31 protein-coding genes and 3 pseudogenes are annotated in these 24,107 nt (G+C 60.9%); 13 read left to right on the top strand and 21 right to left on the bottom strand.

Annotation, left to right across the window (positions count from 1 at the left end; all coding sequences use genetic code 11):
- Window positions 1-13 precede the first annotated feature (13 nt).
- The 3 genes from ACJYUO_RS20345 to ACJYUO_RS20335 all read right to left on the bottom strand — a co-directional run bounded on the left by ACJYUO_RS20345 (window position 14) and on the right by ACJYUO_RS20335 (window position 1,707).
- Window positions 14-421, bottom strand: coding sequence for a helix-turn-helix domain-containing protein (locus ACJYUO_RS20345; protein WP_494347154.1), 408 nt, complete (start codon window positions 419-421; stop codon window positions 14-16).
- A 101-nt stretch (window positions 422-522) separates the two neighbouring features.
- The gene (locus ACJYUO_RS20340; RefSeq protein ID WP_494347153.1) at window positions 523-1,560 is read right to left on the bottom strand and encodes a sulfite exporter TauE/SafE family protein; all 1,038 of its coding nucleotides are present in this window, start codon (window positions 1,558-1,560) and stop codon (window positions 523-525) included.
- Window positions 1,561-1,707, bottom strand: a complete 147-nt coding sequence (locus tag ACJYUO_RS20335) for a DUF7512 family protein (RefSeq protein WP_494347152.1) — start codon at window positions 1,705-1,707, stop codon at window positions 1,561-1,563.
- A gap of 364 nt (window positions 1,708-2,071) precedes the next feature.
- On the opposite strand from ACJYUO_RS20335, the pseudogene ACJYUO_RS20330 reads away from it, so the two are divergent.
- A pseudogene (locus tag ACJYUO_RS20330) lies at window positions 2,072-2,911 on the top strand (universal stress protein).
- A gap of 81 nt (window positions 2,912-2,992) precedes the next feature.
- Here the strand turns inward: ACJYUO_RS20330 and ACJYUO_RS20325 are convergent.
- Window positions 2,993-3,649: a helix-turn-helix domain-containing protein gene (locus ACJYUO_RS20325; protein ID WP_494347151.1), complete on the bottom strand. Its 657-nt coding sequence runs from the start codon at window positions 3,647-3,649 to the stop codon at window positions 2,993-2,995.
- A gap of 107 nt (window positions 3,650-3,756) precedes the next feature.
- On the opposite strand from ACJYUO_RS20325, the gene ACJYUO_RS20320 reads away from it, so the two are divergent.
- The gene (locus tag ACJYUO_RS20320; protein ID WP_494347150.1) at window positions 3,757-5,148 is read left to right on the top strand and encodes a hypothetical protein; all 1,392 of its coding nucleotides are present in this window, start codon (window positions 3,757-3,759) and stop codon (window positions 5,146-5,148) included.
- On the opposite strand, the gene ACJYUO_RS20315 is transcribed toward ACJYUO_RS20320, so the two are convergent.
- From ACJYUO_RS20315 to ACJYUO_RS20305, 3 genes are all read right to left on the bottom strand, one after another.
- Window positions 5,121-5,444 (bottom strand): hypothetical protein, encoded by a 324-nt coding sequence (locus ACJYUO_RS20315; RefSeq protein ID WP_494347149.1) that lies wholly within the window; start codon window positions 5,442-5,444, stop codon window positions 5,121-5,123. The genes ACJYUO_RS20320 and ACJYUO_RS20315 overlap by 28 nt on opposite strands.
- Before the next feature lie 242 nt (window positions 5,445-5,686).
- Window positions 5,687-6,277, bottom strand: a complete 591-nt coding sequence (locus ACJYUO_RS20310) for a winged helix-turn-helix domain-containing protein (protein WP_494347148.1) — start codon at window positions 6,275-6,277, stop codon at window positions 5,687-5,689.
- A gap of 6 nt (window positions 6,278-6,283) precedes the next feature.
- Complete coding sequence (locus tag ACJYUO_RS20305; RefSeq protein WP_494347147.1) at window positions 6,284-6,586, bottom strand: hypothetical protein; 303 nt, start codon at window positions 6,584-6,586, stop codon at window positions 6,284-6,286.
- 260 nt (window positions 6,587-6,846) lie between these two features.
- Here ACJYUO_RS20305 and ACJYUO_RS20300 point away from each other — a divergent pair, with 260 nt between their 5' ends.
- From ACJYUO_RS20300 to ACJYUO_RS20285, 4 genes are all read left to right on the top strand, one after another.
- Window positions 6,847-7,194 carry a four-helix bundle copper-binding protein gene (locus ACJYUO_RS20300; RefSeq protein ID WP_120246181.1) on the top strand — a complete coding sequence of 116 codons (348 nt, stop codon included), beginning with the start codon at window positions 6,847-6,849 and terminating at the stop codon, window positions 7,192-7,194.
- Between the two features lie 63 nt (window positions 7,195-7,257).
- Window positions 7,258-7,635, top strand: coding sequence for an SPW repeat domain-containing protein (locus ACJYUO_RS20295; protein ID WP_494347146.1), 378 nt, complete (start codon window positions 7,258-7,260; stop codon window positions 7,633-7,635).
- Window positions 7,636-7,652: 17 nt separating this feature from the next.
- Window positions 7,653-8,675 (top strand): potassium channel family protein, encoded by a 1,023-nt coding sequence (locus ACJYUO_RS20290; RefSeq protein WP_494347145.1) that lies wholly within the window; start codon window positions 7,653-7,655, stop codon window positions 8,673-8,675.
- Between the two features lie 62 nt (window positions 8,676-8,737).
- Window positions 8,738-9,109 (top strand): SHOCT domain-containing protein, encoded by a 372-nt coding sequence (locus tag ACJYUO_RS20285; RefSeq protein ID WP_494347144.1) that lies wholly within the window; start codon window positions 8,738-8,740, stop codon window positions 9,107-9,109.
- A gap of 55 nt (window positions 9,110-9,164) precedes the next feature.
- Here ACJYUO_RS20285 and ACJYUO_RS20280 read toward each other — a convergent pair whose 3' ends face one another.
- From ACJYUO_RS20280 to ACJYUO_RS20265, 4 genes and pseudogenes are all read right to left on the bottom strand, one after another.
- Window positions 9,165-9,797 (bottom strand): helical membrane plugin domain-containing protein, encoded by a 633-nt coding sequence (locus ACJYUO_RS20280; RefSeq protein WP_494347143.1) that lies wholly within the window; start codon window positions 9,795-9,797, stop codon window positions 9,165-9,167.
- A gap of 1 nt (window position 9,798) precedes the next feature.
- Window positions 9,799-10,940 (bottom strand): annotated as a pseudogene (locus ACJYUO_RS20275) (NAD(P)/FAD-dependent oxidoreductase).
- Between the two features lies 1 nt (window position 10,941).
- Window positions 10,942-11,181: a sulfurtransferase TusA family protein gene (locus ACJYUO_RS20270; protein WP_494347142.1), complete on the bottom strand. Its 240-nt coding sequence runs from the start codon at window positions 11,179-11,181 to the stop codon at window positions 10,942-10,944.
- Window positions 11,174-11,545: an SHOCT domain-containing protein gene (locus ACJYUO_RS20265; RefSeq protein ID WP_494347141.1), complete on the bottom strand. Its 372-nt coding sequence runs from the start codon at window positions 11,543-11,545 to the stop codon at window positions 11,174-11,176. Before ACJYUO_RS20265 ends, ACJYUO_RS20270 begins: the two co-directional genes overlap by 8 nt.
- Before the next feature lie 357 nt (window positions 11,546-11,902).
- Between ACJYUO_RS20265 and trxA the strand changes: the two genes are divergently transcribed.
- Both trxA and ACJYUO_RS20255 read left to right on the top strand, forming a co-directional pair.
- A complete protein-coding gene (gene trxA / locus ACJYUO_RS20260) occupies window positions 11,903-12,343 on the top strand; it encodes a thioredoxin (protein ID WP_494347140.1) in 441 nt (146 codons plus the stop codon).
- A 116-nt stretch (window positions 12,344-12,459) separates the two neighbouring features.
- Entirely contained in the window at window positions 12,460-12,999 is a 540-nt protein-coding gene (locus ACJYUO_RS20255; RefSeq protein WP_494347139.1) for a DUF1684 domain-containing protein, read from the top strand.
- A 41-nt stretch (window positions 13,000-13,040) separates the two neighbouring features.
- On the opposite strand, the gene ACJYUO_RS20250 is transcribed toward ACJYUO_RS20255, so the two are convergent.
- The gene (locus tag ACJYUO_RS20250; protein ID WP_494347138.1) at window positions 13,041-13,313 is read right to left on the bottom strand and encodes a DUF7967 family protein; all 273 of its coding nucleotides are present in this window, start codon (window positions 13,311-13,313) and stop codon (window positions 13,041-13,043) included.
- Window positions 13,314-13,405: 92 nt separating this feature from the next.
- Between ACJYUO_RS20250 and ACJYUO_RS20245 the strand changes: the two genes are divergently transcribed.
- Entirely contained in the window at window positions 13,406-13,747 is a 342-nt protein-coding gene (locus ACJYUO_RS20245; protein ID WP_494347137.1) for a DCC1-like thiol-disulfide oxidoreductase family protein, read from the top strand.
- Between the two features lie 92 nt (window positions 13,748-13,839).
- Here ACJYUO_RS20245 and ACJYUO_RS20240 read toward each other — a convergent pair whose 3' ends face one another.
- Genes ACJYUO_RS20240 through ACJYUO_RS20225 form a run of 4 tightly spaced genes read right to left on the bottom strand, consistent with a single transcriptional unit; the run spans window position 13,840 to window position 17,278 of the window.
- On the bottom strand, window positions 13,840-15,012 hold the full coding sequence (locus ACJYUO_RS20240) for an inorganic phosphate transporter (RefSeq protein ID WP_494347136.1): 1,173 nt from the start codon (window positions 15,010-15,012) through the stop codon (window positions 13,840-13,842).
- A 50-nt stretch (window positions 15,013-15,062) separates the two neighbouring features.
- Window positions 15,063-15,524: a DUF6691 family protein gene (locus ACJYUO_RS20235; protein WP_494347135.1), complete on the bottom strand. Its 462-nt coding sequence runs from the start codon at window positions 15,522-15,524 to the stop codon at window positions 15,063-15,065.
- Window positions 15,521-16,078 carry a YeeE/YedE family protein gene (locus ACJYUO_RS20230; protein ID WP_494347134.1) on the bottom strand — a complete coding sequence of 186 codons (558 nt, stop codon included), beginning with the start codon at window positions 16,076-16,078 and terminating at the stop codon, window positions 15,521-15,523. Before ACJYUO_RS20230 ends, ACJYUO_RS20235 begins: the two co-directional genes overlap by 4 nt.
- A gap of 6 nt (window positions 16,079-16,084) precedes the next feature.
- The gene (locus ACJYUO_RS20225; protein ID WP_494347133.1) at window positions 16,085-17,278 is read right to left on the bottom strand and encodes an MBL fold metallo-hydrolase; all 1,194 of its coding nucleotides are present in this window, start codon (window positions 17,276-17,278) and stop codon (window positions 16,085-16,087) included.
- A gap of 243 nt (window positions 17,279-17,521) precedes the next feature.
- Between ACJYUO_RS20225 and ACJYUO_RS20220 the strand changes: the two genes are divergently transcribed.
- The 3 genes from ACJYUO_RS20220 to ddfA are packed head-to-tail and all read left to right on the top strand — an operon-like array spanning window position 17,522 to window position 18,624.
- Complete coding sequence (locus ACJYUO_RS20220; RefSeq protein WP_444722355.1) at window positions 17,522-17,767, top strand: sulfurtransferase TusA family protein; 246 nt, start codon at window positions 17,522-17,524, stop codon at window positions 17,765-17,767.
- Window positions 17,767-18,375 (top strand): DsrE/DsrF/DrsH-like family protein, encoded by a 609-nt coding sequence (locus tag ACJYUO_RS20215; RefSeq protein ID WP_494347132.1) that lies wholly within the window; start codon window positions 17,767-17,769, stop codon window positions 18,373-18,375. Before ACJYUO_RS20220 ends, ACJYUO_RS20215 begins: the two co-directional genes overlap by 1 nt.
- 3 nt (window positions 18,376-18,378) lie before the next feature.
- Window positions 18,379-18,624: a DdfA family disk-determining factor gene (ddfA, locus tag ACJYUO_RS20210; protein WP_494347131.1), complete on the top strand. Its 246-nt coding sequence runs from the start codon at window positions 18,379-18,381 to the stop codon at window positions 18,622-18,624.
- A 379-nt stretch (window positions 18,625-19,003) separates the two neighbouring features.
- Here ddfA and ACJYUO_RS20205 read toward each other — a convergent pair whose 3' ends face one another.
- From ACJYUO_RS20205 to ACJYUO_RS20190, 4 genes and pseudogenes are all read right to left on the bottom strand, one after another.
- Complete coding sequence (locus tag ACJYUO_RS20205) at window positions 19,004-19,792, bottom strand: ABC transporter ATP-binding protein (RefSeq protein WP_494347130.1); 789 nt, start codon at window positions 19,790-19,792, stop codon at window positions 19,004-19,006.
- Complete coding sequence (locus ACJYUO_RS20200; RefSeq protein WP_494347129.1) at window positions 19,783-20,625, bottom strand: ABC transporter permease; 843 nt, start codon at window positions 20,623-20,625, stop codon at window positions 19,783-19,785. Before ACJYUO_RS20200 ends, ACJYUO_RS20205 begins: the two co-directional genes overlap by 10 nt.
- On the bottom strand, window positions 20,622-21,650 hold the full coding sequence (locus tag ACJYUO_RS20195) for an ABC transporter substrate-binding protein (protein ID WP_494347128.1): 1,029 nt from the start codon (window positions 21,648-21,650) through the stop codon (window positions 20,622-20,624). Before ACJYUO_RS20195 ends, ACJYUO_RS20200 begins: the two co-directional genes overlap by 4 nt.
- A gap of 107 nt (window positions 21,651-21,757) precedes the next feature.
- Window positions 21,758-21,853: pseudogene (locus ACJYUO_RS20190) on the bottom strand (IS6 family transposase); the annotation flags it as partial.
- A 189-nt stretch (window positions 21,854-22,042) separates the two neighbouring features.
- Here ACJYUO_RS20190 and ACJYUO_RS20185 point away from each other — a divergent pair.
- Window positions 22,043-23,281, top strand: a complete 1,239-nt coding sequence (locus ACJYUO_RS20185) for an RNA-guided endonuclease InsQ/TnpB family protein (protein ID WP_494347127.1) — start codon at window positions 22,043-22,045, stop codon at window positions 23,279-23,281.
- A gap of 155 nt (window positions 23,282-23,436) precedes the next feature.
- Here ACJYUO_RS20185 and ACJYUO_RS20180 read toward each other — a convergent pair whose 3' ends face one another.
- Entirely contained in the window at window positions 23,437-23,862 is a 426-nt protein-coding gene (locus ACJYUO_RS20180) for a universal stress protein (RefSeq protein ID WP_494347126.1), read from the bottom strand.
- Window positions 23,863-24,107 lie beyond the last annotated feature (245 nt).

The following is a 24,107-nucleotide window of genomic DNA, read 5'->3' as shown; positions in this document are numbered from 1 at the left end:
GGTCGGTGGACGATCAGCTCTGAGCGGGCACTTCGGTGTCGGCCTCGGCGTGTTCGTACTTATCCTCGAACTCCTGAATGAGTTGTCCCATCTTCGCGTACCAGTCGTTCAGCTTTCGCTGCATATCGTTCGCGATCTGGGTCGGGTCCGTCGGATAGTAGACGTGGTAGTAGCCGCCCTGCTCGTAGTTGATCTGCTCTTTCTGGATGAAGCCGCTCTTGAGCAACCGCTGGATCGATCGGTACGCGGTCGACCGCTCCCGGTCGACTCTCTCGGCGACCTCGTCGATCGTCAGCGCTTCTTCGCTTTTGACCATTACCCGGAAACAGTCCTTATCGAGTTGTTTGAGACCGTGGATGCACTCTAGCAACCCTTCGCACTCCATATCCTGCTGTAGTTGCTCTGCCATTGAGTTAGCCATTTTACTATCTCATGATAGGAACCACACCGGTATAAGGGTTGTGTGGGTATTGTACAATCTCGATGAGCCGCGATCGACTCGGACGAGTAGGGATAATGACGTCAATCTGCAGATGTCGCAGCCGCATTCGACCGCTTTCGCATCGTCGTGATCGTGCTATAGATCACGGCCCCGCTGACCATGAACGCCGAGAGTAGGATCAAGGCAAAGCTGAGCGTATTCAGCACGTCCATTCCGAAGTAGTCGCCGGCCTGCCGGAGCGCGACAGCGATCGAACCACCGACCAGCATTAGTCCGAAATAGATCTTGATGTCGTCTTCGTCAACGATGCCGGTCGCGGCCGAGCCGATCCGGGCGCCGAGCGCACTCCCCGCAAGTAGCGGCGCGACGATCGAGAGGTCGACGCCGCCGTTGAGTCCGTAGGTGAACGCGCCGAACCCGCCTGAGAAGACGATTTCGAACAGGTCGGTCCCGACCGCGACGGGAACCGGGACGCCGATGAGGTAGACCATTGCGGGCATCTTGACGAAACCGCCACCGACACCCAGGAAGCCCGACAACAGGCCCGTGGCGAACGCAACGGCCAAAATCAACCAGAGCGAGACCTGGATTCCGCCGGCGACCGTCATCATCGGCGGGATGCGGTAGGACTGAATCCGCTTCGCGAGGGGTGGAATCGCGTCCGGGTCGAACTCCTCGTCGGACTCGTGGTGGCTGCCACCTAAATCGTCTCCGCCGTCGTTCACGAGCGCGTTTCGGGTGACGAACAGCCCGACCGAACCCAACAGGACGACATACGTGACGCCGATGGCACCGCTGGCGAGCCCCAGTTTCTCGAGGTAGTACACCACTCGACTCCCCACCTCGATGCCGCTCGTCGTCCCGACGATCATCAACCCGCCGAGTTTGTAGTCGACCTGGCCGAGGTCGCGGTGTTTCAGCGTCGCGATCGTGGCCGTCCCGAACACGAAGGCCATGCCGCTTCCGACGGCGACTCTGGCGGGATACCCCATCACGAGCAACGCGGGCGTGACGAGGAACGAGCCGCCCATTCCGAAGAAGCCGAACAGCACGCCGACCATGAAGCCGAAGCTCACGAACAGTATGTGCGTCGTCAGGGCGATTCCGAATGGCTCCATCTATGCGCGTGTGATTTTCTCGACCATCGGCGTTGCGACTCGCTCGAGTGCGCCGTACCCGACGTAGAGGACGAACGCTTCGAGGAGGACGGCGCCGACGAGAGCGCCTGACTGTACTGCTGACGAAGACGCAGCGAGGTCGATCATCGCGATCGACCACCACCGTTCGGTTGTGTGCATCTCATGGGTTTCTGCTCAGTATCGTCTACCAGGAGAGTGGCTATAACGATTTTGGGAATTTCGTACAATATTATAGCAGTCAATCTCACGACTATCCTACGAGGATATTCGGATAAGTTATACTGATACCTGGTTCGTTCCGCAAGCCGTCTATACAGTTCATGCGCGGTCGAGGCAACTGTCTCACGCGGTTCTGCCGGTTACATTCGTGACGTCTTACTGGCGTACGGTCGCCGGTGAACAGGTTGCAGTCCGTATCGTTCGCGATCGACTTCCCGCTTTCGGTATTGTTTACTGAAAACAATATAATGTCGACGACCCTACGGGTAGTATGAAAGCAATCTGTGCGACCGATCTCTCCGCCGCCAGCGAGGCGACGATCGAGAGCGAGACCTGTCTCGAGTGTCTCGGCCGAGTCGAGGAGATCCACCTCGTGACCGTGATTCCGTCGAATGTACACGCGGGTATGCCTGGAATGGACTTCGAGGAACGACACGAGCAAGCGCTGTCGCGCTACCGCCGCGTCATCGAAGCGGCCGGCTTCGATGTCGAGACCCACGTCGTCCGTGGCACGCCCCACCGTCGAATTAACGGGGTCGCGGAGGCAGTCGGCGCGAGCCTGACGGTCGTCGGTTCGCGCGGGAAGAGCCCGCTCGAGAACCGTATCATCGGCTCGACCGCGCTCAACCTCGCGCGGACGACGGTCGTGCCGCTGCTGGTCAATCGAATCGAGCGCGAGGCAGACGACCCGGACGTCGTTCGCGAACACCTCTTTCAGCGAATGCTGTACGCGACGGACTTCTCGGAGAACGCCGAGCGGGCCTTCGAGGCGTTCTCGTACCTCCGGCACGCCACGCAGGAGGCGACGCTGGTCCACGTCGAGACGCCGAAGGATCCGTCGCTTCCGGACGACGGTGGTCCCGAGGCACGACTCGCGGACCTGGCTGCACAACTCGAGGAATGAGGTATCGAGACGCGAACCGAGGTCCGCAGCGGCGATCCAGCGGACGAGATCCTCGCCGCGGAAGCGGCGTACGAACCGACGACGATTTTGGTCGGTTCGCGCGGTTACAGCAGGTTGCGCCGCCTGTTGCTGGGGAGCGTCTCCGAAGACGTCGTCGAGCGGGCGGACGGAAACGTCATGCTCGTCCCGCCGGACCGGATGGCCTGATCGGGACTGCCGTCGCGATCGGCGATTCAGAGCTCAAATCGGATTTGTCCGATTGATCGCAACGCTCGTGCGTGCCGCCGATTACGAGGCGTCGAATCCGTCTCCGATGCGAGTCTCGGCGAACCAGTGTGCGATTGCGCTCTCGGCTCGGTGCAGGACGTCGCTACAGGTCGATTTCGTTACATTGAGCGACGTGGCGACGTCCGTCAGCGTCGCTTCGCGAGGAACGGCGTAGTACCCCGACTCGAGCGCGGTCAGGAAAACCTCGCGTTGTCGATCCGTCAACAGATCCGCCGTACGACTCGCGTCGGCGGTACGGACGTACTCGAGGCGGTAGTCGATACCCCGCTCGTCGAACGCGTCGCCGAGCGACGACAATCGGTCGGCGCTGGTCGTCACCTCCCAGGTTACGACGCCGTCTTCGACCGAAAACGGCGTCTCTAACGGAACGCCGGCCCGCTGCAGCGGACCGAGTACTGATGGGTTCGACGTTTCGACCTGCAGTAGCGCCGTCTCGTCGTGCTTCCAGAGCAACTCGAGGGTTTGGATGTCGCTTCGGTTGTCGATCTCGGCGAGTATCGGGACCGGATTCGACGCTGCCAGTTCGATGACCCCGATCGCGGCGTCCGCGCCCGGTAGCACCGAACTGACGCGAAACGTGGTGTCGGGATAGGCCGTCGAAATCTCGTGGATCCAGAGCGATTCGGGGAGGAAGACTGTGAGTTTCGCTCGTGGCATGTCTCGAGGTCGGGGCTCGAACGCCGTAGCCGAGATCTCGAACATGTTCGAACCAGGCATCGATGTTCGCGACAATCGATACGCGGCGGCCACGCGAACGAACACGTATGACTGCTTCAAATCCGCGCAACTTGGACTCGATCGACACCCCGTCGGAACGGGCGTCGTCCTCGAGCGGTCGTCCGTTCGACGAGCCACCGCTCTCGATGACGCCGTTTCACGCGGCCGGCATCGCGTTCCTGTTCGTCGGGTTCACGCTCGCGCTCTATCAGGGTCTCCAGCAGTTCGAACTCGTTCCGCAGGTATTGTGGCTCACGTGGACACATATCCACTTCGTCACGATCGGTGCATTCACCCAGCTGCTTTTCGGCACGCTGCCGCAACTGACGGCGAGAAAACTCGAGCGGCCGGGACCGTCGCGGCTGACGCTCTGGGCCGTCTTCCTCGGGTTGAACGGCGCCCTGCTGCTGGCCTGGTACGGGAGGGCCTTCGGCGAGCCGCTGTGGTTCGACGTTGGTCTCGGGACGATCTGGCTGCTCACGGGCTGGCTGTTCGGTATCGTCCTCGCGATGACGTTCCGGACGCTCCGAGGCGACACCGCTCGAGTGCGCGACCCGACCGTCGGCTTCTACCTCCTGTCACCGGCGATCTACCTGATCGGGCTGACGTTCGCGTTCGGGCTGTACAGCCGCGTTTGGGACGTCCCCGGCGGCTGGTACGGTCTTCGGGAGGCTCACGTCCACGCCAACGCGTGGGGCTTTCTGGGACTCGCAGCGATCGGCACGCTGTACGATCTCTTCCCCCGGCTCGTGGACGCGGAGCTGTACAGCGAACGACTAAAACGCTACTCGTTCCCCCTGTTCGCGCTCGGGATTGTCCTGCTCGTCGTCGGTCCGGTGCTCGGTATGGGGAAGACGGTGACTGCGGTTGGACTGGTGCTGTACGCCGCCGGCTACGTCCTGTATGTCTACACACTCGCCCGGACCTACCGGGCCGGCACGCCGAACGGCACGGCGGTCTCGGTGCTCGTCGCGCAACTGTGGATCCTCGGTCCAGCTAGCTTCGCACCGTTCATTTTGTTCGGCATCCCGTTGGGAATCCCGGAGCCGTGGATCGAGACCGGCGCATTGCATTTCTTCTTCCTCGGCTGGGCGCTCCCGGTCACGTTGGCGGGTTCGTTGCTTGTCGCTCGCTCTCTCGAGTGGCCGACCGGAATGACCCGTGCTGGTGACGGTGACAATCATGGGCACGTCGACGGGCTCGTTCCTGCCAAGGATCGGCCGTCGGCGGTCGGGTCGGAATCGGTCCTCGCCTGGAACCTCGCGGTGTTCGCCGTCGGGATCGGGTTCTTCTACCAGGATTGGTCGTGGTCGACGCTCCTGCAGGGCACGGGATATGCAGTCGTCCTCTCGATCTGGGGCTTCTACCTGGTCAAAATCGCCACACAGCGGCGAAGCGTCCGTGCACTAGGTCAGTCCGAATGTTCCTCGGCCGACTGAGGATTGTCGGTGGCGTCTCCTTCCAGTTGGCGGACGAGATTCAAGTGCATAAGATGCAGGTGCATCCCGATACCGTACAGTATGAGCCCCAAACCGACGAAAATGAGCGGGAGCAGTATCGATTCGATCGCCTGCGAGACACTATCGAGGTTCGCCGGAAGGACGCCACCGACCGCGAGGAGGAACGCGATCAAGATGACGAGGTAGCCGGTGCGAACCGCACGGGAGTAGGTCCCGACCTGTTGAATTCGATCCTCGATCTCGTCTCGGGTGGGGTGAGAGTCCTCCGTAGACATAGCCGTGTGTATGCTACTGAATAGCCGGAGGAATAATCGTTCAACTTGCAACGCTACTGTGGCCGCACCTTCCGAATTCGTATTCTGGAAGGGGAGTTCCAGAAGGTGAACTGTGAGTACGATGCGGAGATAACCGACGTAGTGTCTTCGGGAATGGTCGAACGAAATACCGGGGTGACGGAACACGCGGCGGAGCGACGCGCATCACCAACTCGCGGTGAAACGGGGGTTCGTGCTGCATTTCATTTAGAACGCTGCGTCCAAAGATACCGCAGACAGCCGAGGCCCTCTCTCGAAACCCCACCTTCGATGTACTGATTCCCGAGCGTCGTTATCCGGTACTTTCCGCGCTCGACTTTCGAGACGAAGCCTCGAGACTCGAGTTCGACTAACCGGCGGTTCACTTCTTCGCGGCTGTAGTCAATGTTGTACGCGATAATAGCCGGCGTTAGAACGAGGTCTTTCGAGTGGAAGAGACCGAGAATCGTGTCGTCGATGGGGTGCATCCACTCGCCCGACTGCCGAACCCGTTCCGGATTCCGAAGGAGGATGTCGGCCCATGCGTCCTGACGGAGCTCACTTTTCACCGGACTGTACAGACCGATCACGACGAGCACCGATGCGGCGCCGTGGATCCAGTGGACCGCCGTTGGGACCAGCAGCTCCGTCAGTGGCCCACCGACGAGAAACAGCAGAATTCCCGAGATCGTCAACAGCAAGTGGCGGTGGTAGTCGACGACGGTCGGCCTGAAGAAGAGGAAGTAGAGTAATCCAACGGCCGTTAGGACTCCGATCGCGAGATTGTAGACGGCGAACGGTGGGAGTTCGAGCACCTCTCGTCACCCCCCTGCGACGCTCTGTTGGATCTGTTCGTGGGTGGCGATCACCAACCAGAGGAAGATCGCGACGATGGTATGCATCGCACTCCGAAGCGTCTCGAGGAACACCGATTCTCCGCCGGTGATAACCAGGATGACGTGATAGCAGATCACTCCCGAGAGCGTCAACGAGAGGAGACCGACTACCGTTCCAAACGGCGTTTCGCGGAGAACGTTCCAGAGAAGGAGGGAGAGGACGCCGGCCGCCGTCCCGCCGATTATGGAGAACAGAATGCTTGCTGTTCGCAGCGTTGCATCGAACATACCGAGACGTACAATAGTGACCATCTTCAACGCCGTTGCCTTCAGCCGAAAGCAGAGACGATGCGATAATCGATGCTTGTGATGTATCCCACTAAGGAACAGAGGAATCCCAGCGCTGTTTCGCGCGGATAATTCCGTATTAGGTTCGTCCTCATCCGTTATCTGTGCACCGTTAACCGATGTTACCGCCATCTCACGGATTATTCTCGCGGTTTGGGCGACCGATAACAAAGTCCGTTCCAGCCGACTAGAGACCTGCGATGGCACTGACCCAAATCGATCACATGTCCGACGAGATGGCAGAGTGTACGGATAATTGCTTCGAGGCAGCACAAGCCTGCGAGTGGTGCGCCGACGAGTGTATCGGCATGGGCGAAGAGATGGCCCGTTGTATCCGTCTTTGTCGGGACGTCGCCGATATCACGACGCTACACGCCCGTTTTATGGCTCGCAACTCCGCGTACCACAGCGGACTCGCGGAGATGTGTGCGGATGCCTGCGAAGAGTGCGCCGACGAGTGTGAGCAGCACGACCACGACCATTGCCAAGTGTGTGCTGACGTGTTGCGCGAGTGCGCGGAGTCCTGTCGGAACATGGCGTCGGCCTAACTCACCAGCGACACGAGGCGCTCGAAATCGAATTCCGGCGATCGACTCCGCATCGCTCCGAGGATGTTACCGAGAACGGTTTCGACGGCTACGATGGTCTTCGGACTCTGGGTGATCGCCGCGCCGCTCGTTCTCGGTGCACCGACTGCCTTCCGGTGGACCGTCGCAGTTACTGGTATCCTGATTGGAACGCTGTCCAGTTCCGTGCACTGGCTCGAACGGGGTGACTGGGCGATCGTTCGGACCGTCGCGGGAATGACGATCATCCTCGGAGTCTGGCTGCTAACTATGCCGTTTCTCTTTCGGATCGGCGGGCACCACCGTTGGAACGCCGTATGCGTCGGCGTCCTGGTCGCTTCGCTGGCCGGGTACAATTGCCATCTCGCGGGGAGACTGCACGACGGCGGCTCACCCGCCGAACCGAATACGAATAGCCCGTAACCCGAACGTGGATCAAAATGAACGCTATCTATCTCGCACTCGGTATCGTTCTGCTCGCGTTCGCAGTTGTCGACCTCCTCTGGACGACGCTCTGGATCGAAGGGGGTGCCGGGCCGCTCACCTCGCGACTGATGGCAAAGACGTGGCGCGCACTGCGACGGATCGGTGCTCAGAATTCGCGACTTCTCAGCCTTTCTGGACCACTGCTATTCGTGATCACTCTCACGCTCTGGATCGCACTGCTCTGGGTCGGGTGGACGCTCGTCTTTGCCGGTGCGGAAAACGTCCTCGTCGACACGCTCGGTCGCGGGACCATCTCCTGGTCCGATCGGCTCTATTTTACCGGGTACACGATCTTCACGCTAGGTATCGGAGACTTCGCTCCCAAAGCGGGACGCTGGCAACTCGTTACGATATTCGCAACCGGGAGCGGTCTGCTTTTCGTTACGCTAATCGTCACGTATACGCTCTCCGTTCTCGATGCGGTTACCCAGAAGCGCGCGTTCGCCAGTAGCGTGAGCGGGTTCGGTACCCACGGCGAGGAGATCGTCCGAACGAGCTGGACCGACGGGGAGTTTCGCGGACTCGAACTCCCGCTGCACTCCGTCGTAACGCAGCTCGCGGTCCTTACGGAGAATCACAAGGCCTATCCGATCCTCCACTACTTTCATAGCGCCCGGACTGACCGGTCGCCAGTCGTCGAGATTGTCGTTCTCGACGAAACGTTGACGCTCCTCCGGTTCGGCGTTCCGAATCGACACCGGCCGAACAAGATCGTCCTTCGCAATGTGCGCTCGAGCGTCGAGAACTACCTCGAGACGCTTCAGGAGGGATTCGTCGAACCTGCAGACAGATCGCCGCCACCGCCGGACCTTCCGACGATACGCGAGGCGGGTATTCCTACTGTATCGGACGAGGAGTTCGAGTTCGCCCTCGACGAACTGGAGACCCGACGACGACTGTTATACGGGCTCGTCGAATCGGACGCTCGAGAGTGGCCATCGAGCGAATCGGACGATCTCCTTGACGCAGCCGAGTGACCGGTTCCCAGTAATCGGTATTCCCCCGTCTGTTCAATACTCTGGCGACCGAAGCAGAAGATATGGCAACCGAAGATTCACTAATACGGACGCTGTTGTTCGTTATCCTCGCGATACTCCTGCTGCCGGTCCTCATGATGGCGTTTGCGATGTCTCTGATGGGTATCTGGGGCGGCGGCCACATGTGGAACGGCGGCGCGTGGGGAGGGACCGGAGCGACGTGGATGTGGGTTCTTATGGTGGCGATTCCGATTCTGGTGGTTCTCGGTCTCGGATATCTCCTGTACGGCGCGATTCGCCGGTCCAGCGGCCAGCGGACGGGTCCCGCACTCAAGGAGTTGAGAGCCGCCTACGCTCGCGGTGACCTCACTGACGAGGAGTTCGAGAGACGGCGCGAACGCTTACAGGGGGAGGAATCGTTGTCGGAAGAATAGTGCCAGGTGAATGCGGGTGGTCCAAACCACGCGTCTATCTCGGACGCATGGTCGGTTATCTCGCCGTCCGACCCAACGCCTTCGCGAACGAGAGGAAAAAGCCTAGTCCGGCCTTGACCTCGGGATCACGTAGCGCTTTCGCGACGCCGACCGCACCGACGGACTCAGTCGGCTCGGACCCAGCCTGACCGACGGCCTCGAGAAGGCCCTTGAGCGTCCGAGCGACGTCTTCGCCAGTCGCCGTATCTGCCACTTCGCCGAGGGTCGTCCCGGCTGCGGCGAGGTCGGTCACCATGTCGTCGTCCATCGCGTTCGAGGCCAGCGTGGCGAGATCCGCCAGCGCAGCGAGGTCGTCGAGCGTGCCCGATTGCTGTAGCCGAGCGAGCGTCTCGAGTCCGTCCGCGAGGTCCTCGGCGTTCTCGCCGGTCGCCTCGCCCAGTCGAGCGACCTCCTCAGTCGCTATCCCATCAGCTGCGGCGCCGAGGTTCGTCGCCGTTCCGGCCAGTTCCTCGACCATTCGGTCGTCCATCGCGGCGGTCGCGAGGTCCGCCGTATCGAGCAGATCGTTGACGACGCCAAGGCGATCGAGGAACCGTGCGACCTCGTCGGGGTTCTCGGCGACGAGTTCCTCGATCGCCGCTGTCTGCTCGATGGATTCCGCCGCGGAGTCGGATTCCGTTTCGGGCATCTTAGAGTAGCCCCCGTGCGGTGAGCCAGTAAGACTCGTTGTAACCGAGCTTCGCCCAGTGAAGCGGTTTCGACGGCTCGCGGACGTACGGCTCCTCGCCGTAAGCGAACTCGATGAACGTGGCCTCGTCCATGCCGGCCTCGAGGAAGCAGACGGTCTTGCCGTCGTAGGTCGCCGTCGGCGTCTGCCCGCGGACGTGGCTGGCGATCCGATCGGCGACGACGCCGGCCTCGTAGTGGGCGACGCTGCCGGCCTTGCTCGTCGGCACGTCCGCGACGTCGCCGATCGCGTAGACGCCCTCGGCCGCCGTCGCTTCGAGCGTGTGCCTGTCGACGTCGACCCAGCCGTCCTCGCCCAGCCCCGCATCGGTCACGACGTCGCTGCCACGGTGGGGCGGGATCGCCACGAGCAGATCGTACTCGAGTTCGTTGCCTTCGACGGTCTCGATGGCTTCCGCGTCCGCGTCGACCTCGTCGACGTTGAAGAACGTCTCGAGGGCGATGTCGCGCTTCTCGAACAGGTCAGTCGCCCAGTCGGCGACCGACGCGAGGCCATGGGCGCGGTTGATCGGGTACGTGTAGGTGATCTCGACGTCCTCGCGCCGGCCCCGGTCGCGGAGCCAGTCGTCGAACATCAACGGGAACTCGACGGGCGCCGCCGGACACATGTGCGGGACGCCGATGACGCTCAGTACGAGGTGGCCCTCGGTGAAGTCGGCGAGTTCGTCCCGGAGCTGCTCGGCGCCGTCGGGGCCGTAGAAGTGGTGTCCGCCCTCGGCGAGTCCGGGTACGGCCTCGGGCTCGAGATTCGCACCGGTCGCCAGCACGAGTTGATCGTAGTGCAGCGAGGTCGTCCGATCGGTGAAGGACAAGCGATTCCGCTCCGTATCGACGCCGGTTACCTCCTCGATCGTCAGGGTGACACGACGGTCGACCAGGTCCTCGATCGGCCGTTTCGCGTCGTCGACCGTCTTCTTCCGAAAGGCACGTACAGAAACGTCGGCTTGTAGACGTGGTACGGATCGGCCGTGATCAGCCGGACCTCGACCTCGCCGGCCTCGATCTCGGTCTGTAGTTCGGTCGCGAGCCGATTCGCGAGGACCGTCCCGCCCGTTCCGCCGCCAACGATGGCGATTCGATGCATTTCAATTGACCTCCAGGTGAATACTCCAGTACTCGCCACGTTCCTCGATCTCGAGCAGTTCGTGGCCAGCTTTCTCGAGCCATTCCGGAACGTCGGTCGTCGAGTTCCGTTCGGTGGTCTGAAGCTCGACCACGGTGTCGGCATCGAGGCCTTTTACTTTCCCGATCAGATCCATTAGCGGGCCTGGACACGATGTGTCTCGCGAGTCGATCGTCACGTACGGATTGCGTGCGTCAGTCATTGGTATGAGGTTGCAGATTGCGTCGTCGTCGTTCGAACTCCTCTTCCGAGATCTCACCGCGTGCGTAGCGCTCGCGGAGTTCCTTGAACGCGTGGTCGGGTCGGTCAGCGCGGTCGGTACAATCGATTCGGTCACCCCGGTGCCGACTACCGGCCCAGACGATCAGTAGGGCCAGCAGACCGAGCAGGACGATCGGCCAGAGGAACATCCAGCCGCCGAAGGCTCCCCAGCCGCCCATCCCTCCGCCGGCACCGCCGCCGTGGGGCTGAGTGGATGCCGTCGCGGTCGCGGCGACGAGGAGGACGGCGGCAAAGGCCGTCGTTCGGCTCGCATACCGTCCGATCGTTTCGTGTGGGTCCGTCATCGTTCGATCACACGCGAAGATTAGTATTGTATATAAATAGCATTATCAGGAATCTAGCCTATCCAGGAATCGGCGATAGAGTTATAGACGACGGTCGCTCTCGGGAGGTGTACCGGACTCCAAATCGGCCCGTAATAGATCCTTACCGAGCGATAGAAAAGCGCACCTTTCCCCCAACTAACAGCCGTACTAGAAGGAATAGTATCTCCTACCGTTCGGGGCTACCGGTACGACAGCTGCGAGCAGCGATCGGTCAGTCACGTCGTCCGCAGCGGGAGAACTCCGACCGTTTTGCCGACCCAATATTGCTCTTTATCCACAAAACCATTATGATCATGGAGACCGTACCGTCGACCGATGAGCGAGTCCATCGACGACGAACGACAAAGGATCCGCGAACGGAAGAAGCGAGAGCTGCAGGAACGCCTCGAGAACGGTGGGAGCCTCGACGCATCTGACGCCGTCGAGGCGAGCGACGCACCCGACGAGCCGATCGCGATCACGGGCCAGAGTCACCTCGACGAAGTCGTCACGGAGCATGACCTCGTCCTCGTGGACTGCTACGCTGACTGGTGTGGCCCCTGTCAGATGATGGAGCCGACGATCGAAGCGCTCGCCGCGGAGACCGACGCTGCGGTCGCGAAGGTTGACGTCGATCGACACCAGCGAATCGCCCAGCAACTGGGCGCCCGTGGGGTCCCTACGCTGGTACTCTACGCCGACGGCCAGCCGGTCGAGCGCATGGTCGGTGCTCAGGACCATGGGACGCTGCAGGGCCTGATTGAGCAACACGCGTAACACCTCGAGTTCCGTACTCACGCCGAGCGGCGGGACTCGGCCGCGACCGGTTGTCCTGGGATGGACCGACGGCGTGACTGTGCCGTGACCACACCGCGGCCGCTTTCAATTCAATTATGTCTACTGACTGGAGACGCGCGATCGAAACGCAACGCGAGGAGAAAGATCAGTACTTCGGCGGCGATCCGCACTCGCCGATTCCACCGGACGAGCGCGAGTCATTCGACGGCCTCGAGTACTACCAGATCGACGAGGAGTACCGGTTCGAACTACCGCTGCACAAGTACGACGATCCCGAACGGGTCTCCGTCGGAACGAGCACCGACGGCAAGCGGGAGTACCTTCGGTGGGGCGAGTTCCGGTTCACCGTCGACGGCGAAGACATCGCGCTGCAGGCCTACAAGGGGGACCCGGACGACGAACGGCTCTGGGTCCCGTTCCGGGATGCGACCAGCGGCGACGAGACCTACGGCGCCGGTCGGTACCTCGACCTCGAGGACGACGCCCACCGTACGAACGACGGAAACTGGATCCTCGACTTCAACGAGGCCTACAATCCGACGTGCGCGTACTCGGATCGGTACGAGTGCCCGCTCCCGCCGACGGCAAACTGGCTCGAGGTACCAATTGAGGCCGGCGAAAAGGCATATCACTGAGTTCCGTTCGACCACACGAGACGACCGGTTCGTCCCTGGAGTTAGATCGTCTCCGCTGGGTCGTGTTCGTCTGCCATTCGCGCTGCTTCGTCGGCGTACCGGTCGCGGATGTCTGGGTCCTCGACGGTCGCGAGATCCTCGGGAGAGACGTCCTTTGCGGCAGTGACCGTGTCCAGGTCGACCGCCTGCGCTGCGAGTTCCTTTCGGAAGGTTCGAGTTCCGTCGGGAGTCGCGTAGGTGAGGATGATGAGGTCGCGATTATCGTAATCGCGCTCGACGAGCCACACGCGAACGTCGTCCGACTCCGATGGCATGGGAACCCAAACGGGAAGTGCAAGGGTAGTCGTTGGGGTCGAGAGTTTAGTGGTTCGAGGGCTTCATCAGTATCTACATCTTCGACTCGAGAATGTCACCACCGACGCTCGTCTACGACGACTGCGGGGTCTGTACTCGTGCGGCACGGTTCGTGGACTGCCGCGCGGCGATCGACATCGTCGGCTTTTCGGAATTCACGGACGATCTGCGAGCGCGCTTGCCGCCCGACTACGAGGACTGTGCGCACTTCGTTACCGACGAGACGACCTACTCCTGTGGGGTAGCGATGGAACGCGCCTACGAACGGACCGGCCTCTTGCCATCGCAGTTTTTTCCGCTGTTTCGTCGCATTCCGGGATATGTACCCGTCCGCGAGTTCGTCTACCGCGTCGTCGCGTCGAACCGGCCGTTGATCAGTCAGCTGCTTCCGTAGCTCGTCGAGAACGCATGGGCAACCACTACTCCGACAGATCTCCGATCGAAACGGACAACGGCTCGAAATAGCCGAACGCGTCGCCTGCTGCCTCAGAGTTCCAGAAGAAGCATCGATCCGTAGCCGAGTCCGAACGCGAGGGCGAACGACCCGATCCATGCGGCGACGGTGAGTCCCAACTTTCGCGGACTGACGCCGGCTCCACCGGTGACCGCGAGTCCGCTGCCGACGATTGCGCTTACAATGATCTCGTTGAACGAGACCGGTACCCCGAGCAAGACCGCGGTCTGTGCGATGAGAAACGAGGGGACGAGCGTCGAAATAGATCGCCGCGGCCCCAGCGACGCGTACTCCTGCGAGATCGACTTGATCATTCGGGGCGCACTCGTCCACGAACCGACGAGGATCCCGACGCCGCCACCGAACAACACCACGATCGGCGACACCGTCGGCAGGTCCTCGAGCAGCGGGAACAGTGGTCCAACGGCCAGTCCGACCTGACTCGCACCCGCCGAAAACGCCACGAGTGCGCCGAGCGAGAGCAAGAATCGGCGCAGCCCGCCGGCCTGATCGCGACCGAGGTCCCAGCGAACGACAGCCGCGATGATGGTCCCGAAGCCGAGAGAGATTACGACCGCGGCGGCAACGCTGTCGACGGGACCCAGCGTACTTCCGGCGGCGGCGAGTGTTCCCCCGACTGACGCGAGGAACGAGAACTCGAGGTTCGCGACCACGACGCCGACGATTCCGGCGAGGATCGGGACGCTAACGTCCTCAGGGACATCGGGTCGGGGAAGGACACTGGCGAGTCCGTAAGCGATACCGCCGCCCACGAACGGCGTGAGTACCCAAACCGCGCCGATTTCGGCGTACTTCCCCCAAGCAGGATCGCCGCCGAGCGCGAAACCGACACCGATGACGGATCCGGTCACAGTGAACGCGGTTGCGATTGGATAGCCGGTGGCAATACCGATCGCCATCAGTCCGGCGCCAATCAGTAAAACGATGATGACGCCGACGATCGGGAGACTGACCCCCTCGACGAGCCCCTTCCCAACGGCTTCGGAGACACGTCCGCCCTGGGTCACTGCACCGGCGAAGCCGAGGATACCGACGAAAAACGCCGCACGCATTGTGGAAATAGCGTTCGCACCGACGGCTGGTGCGAAGGGTGTGGCGCCGCTCGAACCGGCGCCGATCACCCAGGCCATGAACAGGCTTGCGAGAACGGCGGCTGCGAACAGTAGTATCGTTCCTGGATCCATTAGACGAACCGCCTCCGTTTCAGCTTGTGAGACACGAAATGCGAACGTCGCTAGTCGGCACCTGCCGGGGCCGTGGCGGCCGCGGCGAGCTTGCTTCGCCAGACTCCCTGCAGGTAGGCGCCGGCGAACATGCCGGCGATTGCCCACAGGATAGTGACATTGCCGACGCCGAGGCTGGCGTAGGCAGCGCCCGGACAGATTCCCGAGAGCCCCCAGCCGACGCCGAAGATCCCGCCGCCGATCAGGACGTTTCGGTCGAACGGCTTCAGCCGGCGTTCGTACCGATCGCCCGTCAGCGGCGCCCTATCTCGGATCCGCGGCATCACGGCGAAGGCGACCCCGGAGACGATCGCCGCGCCGAACATGACGAACAGCAGTCCGAAGTCCTCGAACTGCAGGAAGTTCAGCACGACCTCCGGACGCGCCATCTGGCTGAACCCGAGCCCAAACCCGAAGATCATGCCGCCGACGAGTATCAGCGGCATGAACAGCGGGTGGCGGTCCTCGCTCATGGTGACACCCCCATCGCGGCGACGATTTGAGCGGTCCCGATGGCGACAGTCAGAAACGTCACCACGCCGACGAGCGACGTCTTCGACGCCGAGCCGACGCCGCAGACCCCATGGCCGGACGTACATCCCTTGCCGATCCGGGTGCCGATCCCGACCAGGATGCCGCCCAGGAACAGCCGCCACGGCTGGACGGCAGTCGACCAGAGCGTCACGCCGCCGATCTCGTACAGTTCACCGGTCGTTCCGGCCTCGTAGAGCGACGTCGTTATCACCCCGGACTGGACCGTCGCCGCGAACGCCAGCCCGCCCAGGATGATGCCGAGCGTGAACACGACGCGCCAATCCCGGGACGAAACGTACTGCTGGAACCGCGACTGCCCGGAGACGTACGATAGCGTCGACTCGAGGAACGTGCTCGCCCCGGCCGGGATCCCGGTCCCGACGTAGATCACGACCGCACCGAGACCGACGAGCAACCCGCCGACTGCGTAGCGACTAATCCCACTGGGGAACAGCTCGGCGGCCAGTTGAAGCGGGACTGGGTCAGTTACCATTGGGCGTTAGTCACCGGCCAGGGACTCCTGACTCGCGGCGCAGTTGTTCGGACCGAGCTCGAGTTCGAACGCCTCCTCGTCGTTAGCCTCCTGCTGTCCGAGATTAGTGGGGATGATGTCCTCGTAGTTGGCCGGACGGGGCGGCATGTCCGAGAGGATCAGGTCGACGAACTCGTCTTCGTCCATCGTCAGCGCGTCCATCTCCGCCTCGAGCTGGCCGATCGGTGCCGTGTAGGTGCCGTCGTCGGCGGGCTCGGCGGAGTCGCTGAAGTGCGCCCCGCCGATCAGCGTGTCGTCAGGCAGGGTCAGCACGCGCTCTTGCAGCGTCTCGTAGAGCTGTCGCGCGGCGTCTTCCGCGCCCTCGTCGCCCTCCTCTAAGTCAGGGCGGGCGACGCTCTCGACGAACAGCCCATCGCCGGTGGCGAGCAGCGAATCGTCGATCAGGTACGAGGTCATCCCGGAGGTGTGTCCGGGCGTGTAGACGGTCTCGATCGTCGCGTCGCCGACTTCGAACTCGTCGCCGTCTGCCGCGAGAGTCATCTCGTCGGCGTAGGTGACGCCGCGGTCGACCGCCACCTCGGGGATGACTCCCTCGACGCCTTCCGCGTCGAGATTACGGACGCCCGAGATGTGGTCTGCGTGGATGTGTGTGTCGATCGCGTACTGGAGGTCGGCGCCGAGGTCGACGACGTCCTCGAGGTACCGATCCGCGAACGCGCGCAGCGGATCGATCACGGCCGCCTCGTTGCCGTCGACGACGAGATAGCCGAGACAGCCACTCGAGGAACGCTGGTACTGGTAGAGTGTCCCAGGACCGTCGTAGCGTTCGACTTCCACGCGCTCATAGATACGCGCCCAGCCGTTCATCCCGTCCTCAAGGTGATTGACATCGTAGCCGCGCTCTTTCAGCGTCGCGGCGACGTACTCGCTCGAGCCCCCCTTCGCACAGAGAACCGTAATTTCGCGGTCATCGGGAATCCGTGCAAGGACGTCGCCGTCAATTTCGTCGTCTAGGAACTCGAAGTACGGAATGTTGATCGATTCGACGGTCTCTCCGTCGATCTTCCACTCGTTGTACTCCGATTCCATACGGGTATCGAGGAGCGTGACGTCCTCGCCCGCGTCGATTCGGTCCTTCAATCCGTTTGGACTGACCGATTCGATCTCGACGTCCGGCATTGGAAGATCCATATCGTCCATGTTGTACGGTTTCCAGTATCGGCCACTGGCACTTAAGGGTTTGTATAGTAATTCCTATTATACACAATACAGACTAGCCAACCACTTCCTCATTGAGGCTAAATGCGCGTATGAGGGAGATGCTAACTATTTCATACCCTGCTCTGGGCCAAGGGTGTTCGTGTATTGTACAATAACCGGAGGTCTTATATGGATGCCACCAATATTGTGTGATAGCTCCAATATGGGGCACAAAACGAAATCATGAGTTCGGAATACCAGAGCACGGAGACGCTAGACGTGAAAGGACAGTCCTGCCCGATGCCTATCGTGAAGACCAAGCAAGCGATCGACGAGCTCGAGGCCGGCGACGTCCTCGAGGTCGTCGCGACTGACTCGGGCAGCATGAGCGACATTCAGGGGTGGGCCGACGGCACCGACGGCGTCGAACTCCTCGAGCAGGTCGAAGGGGACGACATCTACACCCACTACGTGAAGAAAACCGAATAATGAGCACGGACAATCAAACGACACCGCTCGAAGACGGCGAGGCGGACGCCGAATCCAACCCCGAGATCGATACCGCCGAGTTGCAGGCCCTACGCGAGCGCGTCGAGGAGTTAGAGGAGTCCCTCGCAGAGGCGGATCTGAGCGACAACCAAAAGAAGATGACGATCGTGGCGACGCAGGGCAGTTTTGACATGGCGTATCCGCCGCTGATCCTCGCGAGCACCGCGGCTGCGTTCGGCTGGGAGGTCGTCGTCTTCCACACGTTCTGGGGGCTCGACATTCTCCACGAGGAGAAGTCGAAAGATCTCAAATTGAGTGCCGTCGGCAATCCCAACATGCCCGTCCCGAACGCCATCGCCGCGCTCCCCGGCATGGATACGATGGCCACGAAGATGATGCAGAAGAAGATCGACGACAACGGGACCGCCACCATCGAGGAACTGATCGACCTCTCGCTCGAGAGCGGCGTCGATCTGCAGGCCTGTCAGATGACGATCGAGCTGATGGACTACGACGAGGACGACTTCCACGACGGCGTCACCACCGGCATCGGCGCGGCCACCGCGTTGCAGCACATGGCTGAATCCGACATCCAGCTCCTCGTCTGAGCCATGACCGACACCGAGTCCACGCGCTCAAAGCCGAGCCTGCGCGTCCTTGAAGCGATTGCCGACGCAGAAGATGTCTCGCCGATTATCCTCGAGCCACCGCTCAACGACGTTGTGGATCCTGCTGCGCTGGACCGATTATTTGAACCGACCGCTGCTGACGACTCGGTCCGAAGCGGACACGTTTCGTTCCGGTACCGGGGGTATGACATAACAATCTCTTCGGATGGGGCCGTCAAACTGTCGTAAGAAGAGTTTAGGATTCGATTCTACGACCCTCGGCTATTGTCATTTTCATCCACTACTACACCCGTCGGTTGAATCATGTAACGCAGAAGGTCTGGAATCGATTAATTACTGAGCAAGTCGTACTCTACTTGCTATCAGTTTCTCTTCTAGCTAGGGAGAAACAAAGCCACGCATCAAAATTATCCTCCGAGGTTGTGGGTATCCCCATAGCTTCAGAGGATGGCTATTTTGCGAAGACAGTCGAGCAGATCTCAAATCGTCTCTACGAGTAGCGCGGGTCAGAATGGATCGCTGAGTAGAAGGGCAGAACGGTGAGGACACCATCAAATACTCATCGGTAACGTCGGTGGTTTGATGATACAACGTTCTCCAGAACGTTTCAGCTACTCGTATCGCCTGGACCACCGAGTTCGTTTCTGATTCGTGCAACGTGATCGACGAATTCCGGAGCCGTCCGCTCGCGCGGGCGTTCTACGTCGATTGGGACGGTCGACTGAACGGTTCCCGGGTCGGCGTCCATCACAACGACGCGATCAGCCAGGGTCACGGCTTCGTCGATATCGTGTGTGACGAAGACGACGGTCTGCTCGGTCTGGGTCCAGATCTCAAGCAACTCGGCGTGAAGTCGGTCGCGTGTCCGAGCGTCAACGCTGCCGAACGGTTCGTCCAGCAGTAGAATATCCGGATCGACGGCGAGGGCGCGGGCGATCCCGACGCGCTGTTTCATTCCGCCGGACAACTCCTTCGGGTACGCGTCCTCGAAGCCCTCGAGGCCAACGAGTTCGATCAACTCTCGGACCCGTGCCTCGCAATCCGGACACTCACACGCGGGCCGATCGAGGCCGAACCGGATGTTTCCGCGAACGGTTCGCCACGGGAACAGCGCATATTCCTGAAACACCATTCCTCGATCCAGGCCGGGACCGGTAACCGGATCGCCGTCGACGAGGACCGACCCACGATCCGGGTCCTCGAGGCCGGCGATCGCCCGCAAGAGCGTGGTCTTCCCACAGCCGGAGGGACCGACGACACAACAGAACTCGCCTGCCCCAACCGAGAACGAGACAGCTGAAAGCGCTTGCATCGCCTCGTATGATTTGCTGACGTTCCGGACGGTGATCTTTTCGGTCGGCTCTCGGTCGGTCGATGAGTCCGTACTCAGCGCCATGCGAGTACCCTCCCTTCGACGAGCCGGAACCCAACGTCCATACAGAGGAACGCGAGGCTGATCAGGAACATGTACGCGACGCTGGTCGCCATCGCGAGGTTGTTCGAGGCGTTGATGATCTCGTAGCCGACACCGGGCGCGCCGAACAGTTCAGCGCCGACGACGATCATCCAGCAGCGACCGATGCTCGTTCGGAACCCCGTCAACACCTGCGGAGCTGCGCTCGGGAGCGCGACGAGTTTCAGCATCGAGAGATCGCGCTCCACGCCGAGCGTCGATGCGGCATCGGTCAGCTCGTTCGAGACGCCTTCGACACCCCCGTAGGCACCGTAGAAGTTGATCCAGAACGCGCCGACGAAGACGATAAACGCTGCGCCGGTGTGATGGATCCCAAACCAGACGATCGCAAAGACCACCCACGCCAGCGGCGGGATGGGGCGAAGCACCCGAATGAGCGGCCGCAACCAGTCGTCGAGCGCCCCGTTCCAGCCCATCGCTAACCCGAGGCTGATACCACAGCCAGCCCCGAGGAGCAGGCCGGGAACGTAGTGAAACAACGTCTGTGCGAGGTGTGCGAGGCCGGTTGGCAACACCAACTGTGAGCCGAAGACGGGGACGATAATCGCAGTCGAGGTTGCGAAGAGGTCGATGAACGCACGCATCGATTCGACGGGCCCCGGCACCAGGTACGACGGCTGGGTCGTCATCGCTCCGAGCCACCAGACGAACAGGAACACGAGCAGACCGCCCAGACCGCGCAGATACCGCTTTCGGTCACCCTCGAGGCTGCCGGCGACCACCGCGTTGGAACTGGTATCAGTCTTCGTACTCATTCCTGGATGGCGTCGTAGGGATCGAACGCGAACAGGTCCTCAGTCGCGCTCGGTTCCTCGATGTTTCCGACGTTTGCGACGAACTCACCCATCGTCGCAGCTTGGTCGGTGATCGCGTGCGGGTCCGAGAAGAAATCCGACGCCCGTGAGTCCATGGCCGCCGTAGCGAGGTCCTCGCTCACGCCGGAGCCAATCACCGATGCGGCGTGGGCGGCGGCTGCATCCGATGAATCTGCTGTGAACTCGGTCGCTGCGATGTGCTGTTCGACCAGCGACTGGGCGACTTCGCTATCGTCGAGCACCCGCTGGTTCGCGAACAGCACCGTGACCGGGTGGTCTTCCAGTATATGTCCGGACCAGGCGAGTTCGCCGAAGCCGTCATCCTGGCCGATGATCGTCGCGAACGGCTCCTGAATGATCGTCGCGTCGATATCCCCCGACTGAATCGTCTGGACCGCCTTCGCTGGCGGGACTTTCGACTTGCTAATTGCGGACTCCATCTCACCGACATCGAGATCCTCCTGGATCCAGTATCGAAGGACGGTGTCGGGAACGCTCCCATCCGGTGGCGCACCGAACCGTACCTTGCGACCATGTTCTTGCTCAAAGCGCTCGAACATGGCTGCCCCTTCCCGTTCGTAGCGCTCGATGAGTTCCGTTGTCCCCATGACCTTGAAACCATTTCTCGAGTTTGCCGCGAGGATACCGGCATCGGTGCCTTTGTCGACGAGAACCATCGCAGGAGTGATTCCGAAGAACGCAACGTCGATGTCCCCGCTGGCAAACGCCTTGACGACGCTAGGACCAGAGCTGAACCGCTCTATTGTGACATCCGTTGGGACGTCCTCGTAGTAGCCCTCTTGATTCATCACGTACTGTTGCATGTTCGGATAAATCGGGACGTACGCGACTGTGACGGAATCGAGCGACCCGCCTCTTCGACCGAGACAGCCGGCGATTCCCGTCGCAGCAACCGTGGTTGCGCCTGCTTTCTGGAGCAGTCTTCGGCGCGAGGTTTGAGCCATCAGTGTTACTAAGTCTGCTACCTATTATAATAACACCTGTGATTTTAGAGTGGTAGTATAACATCTCGAGGGGCTCTGATTCGTAGATATTGCTAGAACCGCGTGAATTCAGTGAGAACCGTTGTTGTCTCTCTGAGCGAACAACCGGTTTCGTGGAGGTAGACCGCGAACGCCTTGATAGACGTCGCCGTCCGCTCGTTCTCTCTCGGATCTTTTAAACTCGTATCGGAACTCCCGCTGAACTGGTCTCATAATGACCGCAAGGCGGAAACCCGCGCCTTCAGGCGCGGGAGGAAGCCGACAACACGCACACAAACCACGTTCGATAGCAGGCTGACTCCCCACGCAAACCCAAACTAATATAAATATAGGCCTCTACATATGAAGTACAGATGGTGGAGAATTCGAGCACTCGAACCGTGCCCATCAAACTCGATGTGGACGAGAGTGCCGCTGACCTTCTCCATCAGACAACCGACCACTTCCTCGACGCCGCTAACCACGTCGTAGACGTCGCGTGGGAACCAGACTGGAAAATCACCAGTAAACAGAAACTCCACGACCAAACGTACTACGACGTTCGAGAAGACTCACCACTTCCGGCCAACCTCGTGCAAGCCGCGCGAAACCGAGCCGCAGAAGCCGTCAAAGGCTGTGTTGAACGCTGGAAGGAAGGCAAGAAAGCCTCGAAACCCCACTTCACGTCACGGTTCGCCAGCTACGACGCACGAACTGCCACCGTCAACGACGACCACTGCACGCTCGCCACAATCGACGGGCGAGTGACCGCAGAGTTCGTCCTCCCAAACGAACAGCGTGACACGCCTCACTCGGCGTACTTGTTCAACGACGACTATGACGTGAAAGGAGCCACGCTCCACTACGACACGGTTGAGGACTGTTTCTACCTTCACGTGCGGACAAAGCCCGCCGTGGAGAACGATGAGGCCGACACAGGCGATTCCAAGCACGTTTCCGTCCTTGGTGTTGACCTCGGCATCACAAACATCGCAACTACCTCAACAGGCAAGTTCTGGAGCGGTGGCGAACTCAACCACTGGCACCGGGAATACGAGAAGCGTCGTGGTGACCTGCAACAGACTGGGACTCGTTGGGCGCACATCAACGTTCAGCGAGTCGGTCGCAAGCAGACCGAGCGTTTCGAGCAGATACTCCACACCATCTCGAACGAACTGGTTGAGGAAGCTCTTGAGAACGAGTGTACGCATATTGTGTTCGAGCAACTCAAAGGCATCCGCGAACGCCTCCCGCACGCGAAGGCGGTTCACAAGTGGGCGTTCCACCGCTTGTTTGAGTACGTCACGTACAAGGCCGAATCTGAGGGGCTTGTGGTGAAGCAGATTAATCCGGCGTACACGAGTCAACGTTGCTCGAAATGTGGGTTCACCCATGAGGATAACCGTCCGCACAACAACGGGCAGGACGAGTTCGGTTGTCTGAAGTGCGGGTACGATGTTCACGCGGATTACAACGCCGCGAAGAATATCGGCTTGAAGTATCTCCGCGATCAGCAAAAGTCTGGACGTGGAGGCGTACCCGTAGGCGTGCGCTTGAACAGCGGGATGTTGAACGTGAACGGCGAGTATTCGTCTACCGCTCTCAGCGGTTAGAACGGGAGTCCATGCTGAATGCCACGCCCTTCAGGGCGTGGTAGCTTACTTCGGTCAAGTGACTCAACGACCAGCTCGTTCCTCACGCTGGCTCAACAACACCGTGTCTGTGTGCTTATTTTGTCACTCTCGAGAACGGTCCGACGATTTACAATCTACCGGGCCACGAGGACGGGAACCGGTGATCGGCGAACGACCTTTTCGGCGACGCTCCCGAGCAGGGCGCGCGAAATCCCTTCCTGTCCGTGGCTTCCGATGACGATCAGATCAACCGATTCTTCTTTCGCTTGCGCGACGATGCGGTGATCCGGCTCGCCGGTAACGACGTTCGTTTCGAGAGTGCGGCCGTGCTCGGTCGCTATTTCCGTCGCAGACTCGAGGATGTCATCGACGGATTCCTGCGCTCGCTCGGTGACAGGGATTTGCAGTTCGGGACCCACAATCTGTGCCCAGCGACTGTCCGGGATCTCGATGACGTACAGCGCTATAACAGCCGCATCTGGAAACTCTTCGAATGCCAATTCGAGGGCTTGGATAGCCCGTGGAGATCCGTCGTACGGAACGAGAATTCGGTCAGCCATGACGAACGGATTCGACCAATCGGTATAAATCTGTCACGCGGATGTGACGGGTAAAGTTGGGTTCCGATACTGGGAGAGCCAGGGAGACCAAACACTGTCTCGCAGCGTCACGTGGAGTTTGGTCAGTGCCGGGTGGGCCGCGATATTTCTGCGGAACCCAACGATCGTCCTATCGATTGCTGCCACGAGAGATACTGATCGGCGAAAACGGAGTCTGCCGCCTGGACGTGACACTCTGTGGGCTG

This window comes from Natrinema sp. CRL1 (assembly GCF_059162405.1).
Note: the sequence above shows the minus strand (reverse complement) of the source record. Positions and strands in the feature narration are given on the sequence as shown.

What these genes read in the sequence shown, in the direction of transcription:
- ACJYUO_RS20215 (WP_494347132.1), top strand. Translation starts at nt 17,767, where the DNA reads ATGAGCACGGACAATCAAACGACACCGCTCGAAGACGGCGAGGCGGAC.
- ACJYUO_RS20280 (WP_494347143.1), bottom strand. Translation starts at nt 9,797, where the DNA reads ATGCCCGAAACGGAATCCGACTCCGCGGCGGAATCCATCGAGCAGACA.
- ACJYUO_RS20335 (WP_494347152.1), bottom strand. Translation starts at nt 1,707, where the DNA reads ATGATCGACCTCGCTGCGTCTTCGTCAGCAGTACAGTCAGGCGCTCTC.
- ACJYUO_RS20295 (WP_494347146.1), top strand. Translation starts at nt 7,258, where the DNA reads ATGTTACCGAGAACGGTTTCGACGGCTACGATGGTCTTCGGACTCTGG.
- ACJYUO_RS20235 (WP_494347135.1), bottom strand. Translation starts at nt 15,524, where the DNA reads ATGAGCGAGGACCGCCACCCGCTGTTCATGCCGCTGATACTCGTCGGC.
- ACJYUO_RS20325 (WP_494347151.1), bottom strand. Translation starts at nt 3,649, where the DNA reads ATGCCACGAGCGAAACTCACAGTCTTCCTCCCCGAATCGCTCTGGATC.
- ACJYUO_RS20300 (WP_120246181.1), top strand. Translation starts at nt 6,847, where the DNA reads ATGGCACTGACCCAAATCGATCACATGTCCGACGAGATGGCAGAGTGT.
- ACJYUO_RS20200 (WP_494347129.1), bottom strand. Translation starts at nt 20,625, where the DNA reads ATGAGTACGAAGACTGATACCAGTTCCAACGCGGTGGTCGCCGGCAGC.
- ACJYUO_RS20180 (WP_494347126.1), bottom strand. Translation starts at nt 23,862, where the DNA reads ATGGCTGACCGAATTCTCGTTCCGTACGACGGATCTCCACGGGCTATC.
- ACJYUO_RS20290 (WP_494347145.1), top strand. Translation starts at nt 7,653, where the DNA reads ATGAACGCTATCTATCTCGCACTCGGTATCGTTCTGCTCGCGTTCGCA.
- ACJYUO_RS20345 (WP_494347154.1), bottom strand. Translation starts at nt 421, where the DNA reads ATGGCTAACTCAATGGCAGAGCAACTACAGCAGGATATGGAGTGCGAA.
- ACJYUO_RS20285 (WP_494347144.1), top strand. Translation starts at nt 8,738, where the DNA reads ATGGCAACCGAAGATTCACTAATACGGACGCTGTTGTTCGTTATCCTC.
- ACJYUO_RS20225 (WP_494347133.1), bottom strand. Translation starts at nt 17,278, where the DNA reads ATGGACGATATGGATCTTCCAATGCCGGACGTCGAGATCGAATCGGTC.
- ACJYUO_RS20270 (WP_494347142.1), bottom strand. Translation starts at nt 11,181, where the DNA reads ATGACTGACGCACGCAATCCGTACGTGACGATCGACTCGCGAGACACA.
- ACJYUO_RS20320 (WP_494347150.1), top strand. Translation starts at nt 3,757, where the DNA reads ATGACTGCTTCAAATCCGCGCAACTTGGACTCGATCGACACCCCGTCG.
- ACJYUO_RS20315 (WP_494347149.1), bottom strand. Translation starts at nt 5,444, where the DNA reads ATGTCTACGGAGGACTCTCACCCCACCCGAGACGAGATCGAGGATCGA.
- trxA (WP_494347140.1), top strand. Translation starts at nt 11,903, where the DNA reads ATGAGCGAGTCCATCGACGACGAACGACAAAGGATCCGCGAACGGAAG.
- ACJYUO_RS20305 (WP_494347147.1), bottom strand. Translation starts at nt 6,586, where the DNA reads ATGTTCGATGCAACGCTGCGAACAGCAAGCATTCTGTTCTCCATAATC.
- ACJYUO_RS20250 (WP_494347138.1), bottom strand. Translation starts at nt 13,313, where the DNA reads ATGCCATCGGAGTCGGACGACGTTCGCGTGTGGCTCGTCGAGCGCGAT.
- ACJYUO_RS20265 (WP_494347141.1), bottom strand. Translation starts at nt 11,545, where the DNA reads ATGACGGACCCACACGAAACGATCGGACGGTATGCGAGCCGAACGACG.
- ACJYUO_RS20255 (WP_494347139.1), top strand. Translation starts at nt 12,460, where the DNA reads ATGTCTACTGACTGGAGACGCGCGATCGAAACGCAACGCGAGGAGAAA.
- ddfA (WP_494347131.1), top strand. Translation starts at nt 18,379, where the DNA reads ATGACCGACACCGAGTCCACGCGCTCAAAGCCGAGCCTGCGCGTCCTT.
- ACJYUO_RS20205 (WP_494347130.1), bottom strand. Translation starts at nt 19,792, where the DNA reads ATGGCGCTGAGTACGGACTCATCGACCGACCGAGAGCCGACCGAAAAG.
- ACJYUO_RS20230 (WP_494347134.1), bottom strand. Translation starts at nt 16,078, where the DNA reads ATGGTAACTGACCCAGTCCCGCTTCAACTGGCCGCCGAGCTGTTCCCC.
- ACJYUO_RS20240 (WP_494347136.1), bottom strand. Translation starts at nt 15,012, where the DNA reads ATGGATCCAGGAACGATACTACTGTTCGCAGCCGCCGTTCTCGCAAGC.
- ACJYUO_RS20220 (WP_444722355.1), top strand. Translation starts at nt 17,522, where the DNA reads ATGAGTTCGGAATACCAGAGCACGGAGACGCTAGACGTGAAAGGACAG.
- ACJYUO_RS20195 (WP_494347128.1), bottom strand. Translation starts at nt 21,650, where the DNA reads ATGGCTCAAACCTCGCGCCGAAGACTGCTCCAGAAAGCAGGCGCAACC.
- ACJYUO_RS20340 (WP_494347153.1), bottom strand. Translation starts at nt 1,560, where the DNA reads ATGGAGCCATTCGGAATCGCCCTGACGACGCACATACTGTTCGTGAGC.
- ACJYUO_RS20185 (WP_494347127.1), top strand. Translation starts at nt 22,043, where the DNA reads ATGGTGGAGAATTCGAGCACTCGAACCGTGCCCATCAAACTCGATGTG.
- ACJYUO_RS20245 (WP_494347137.1), top strand. Translation starts at nt 13,406, where the DNA reads ATGTCACCACCGACGCTCGTCTACGACGACTGCGGGGTCTGTACTCGT.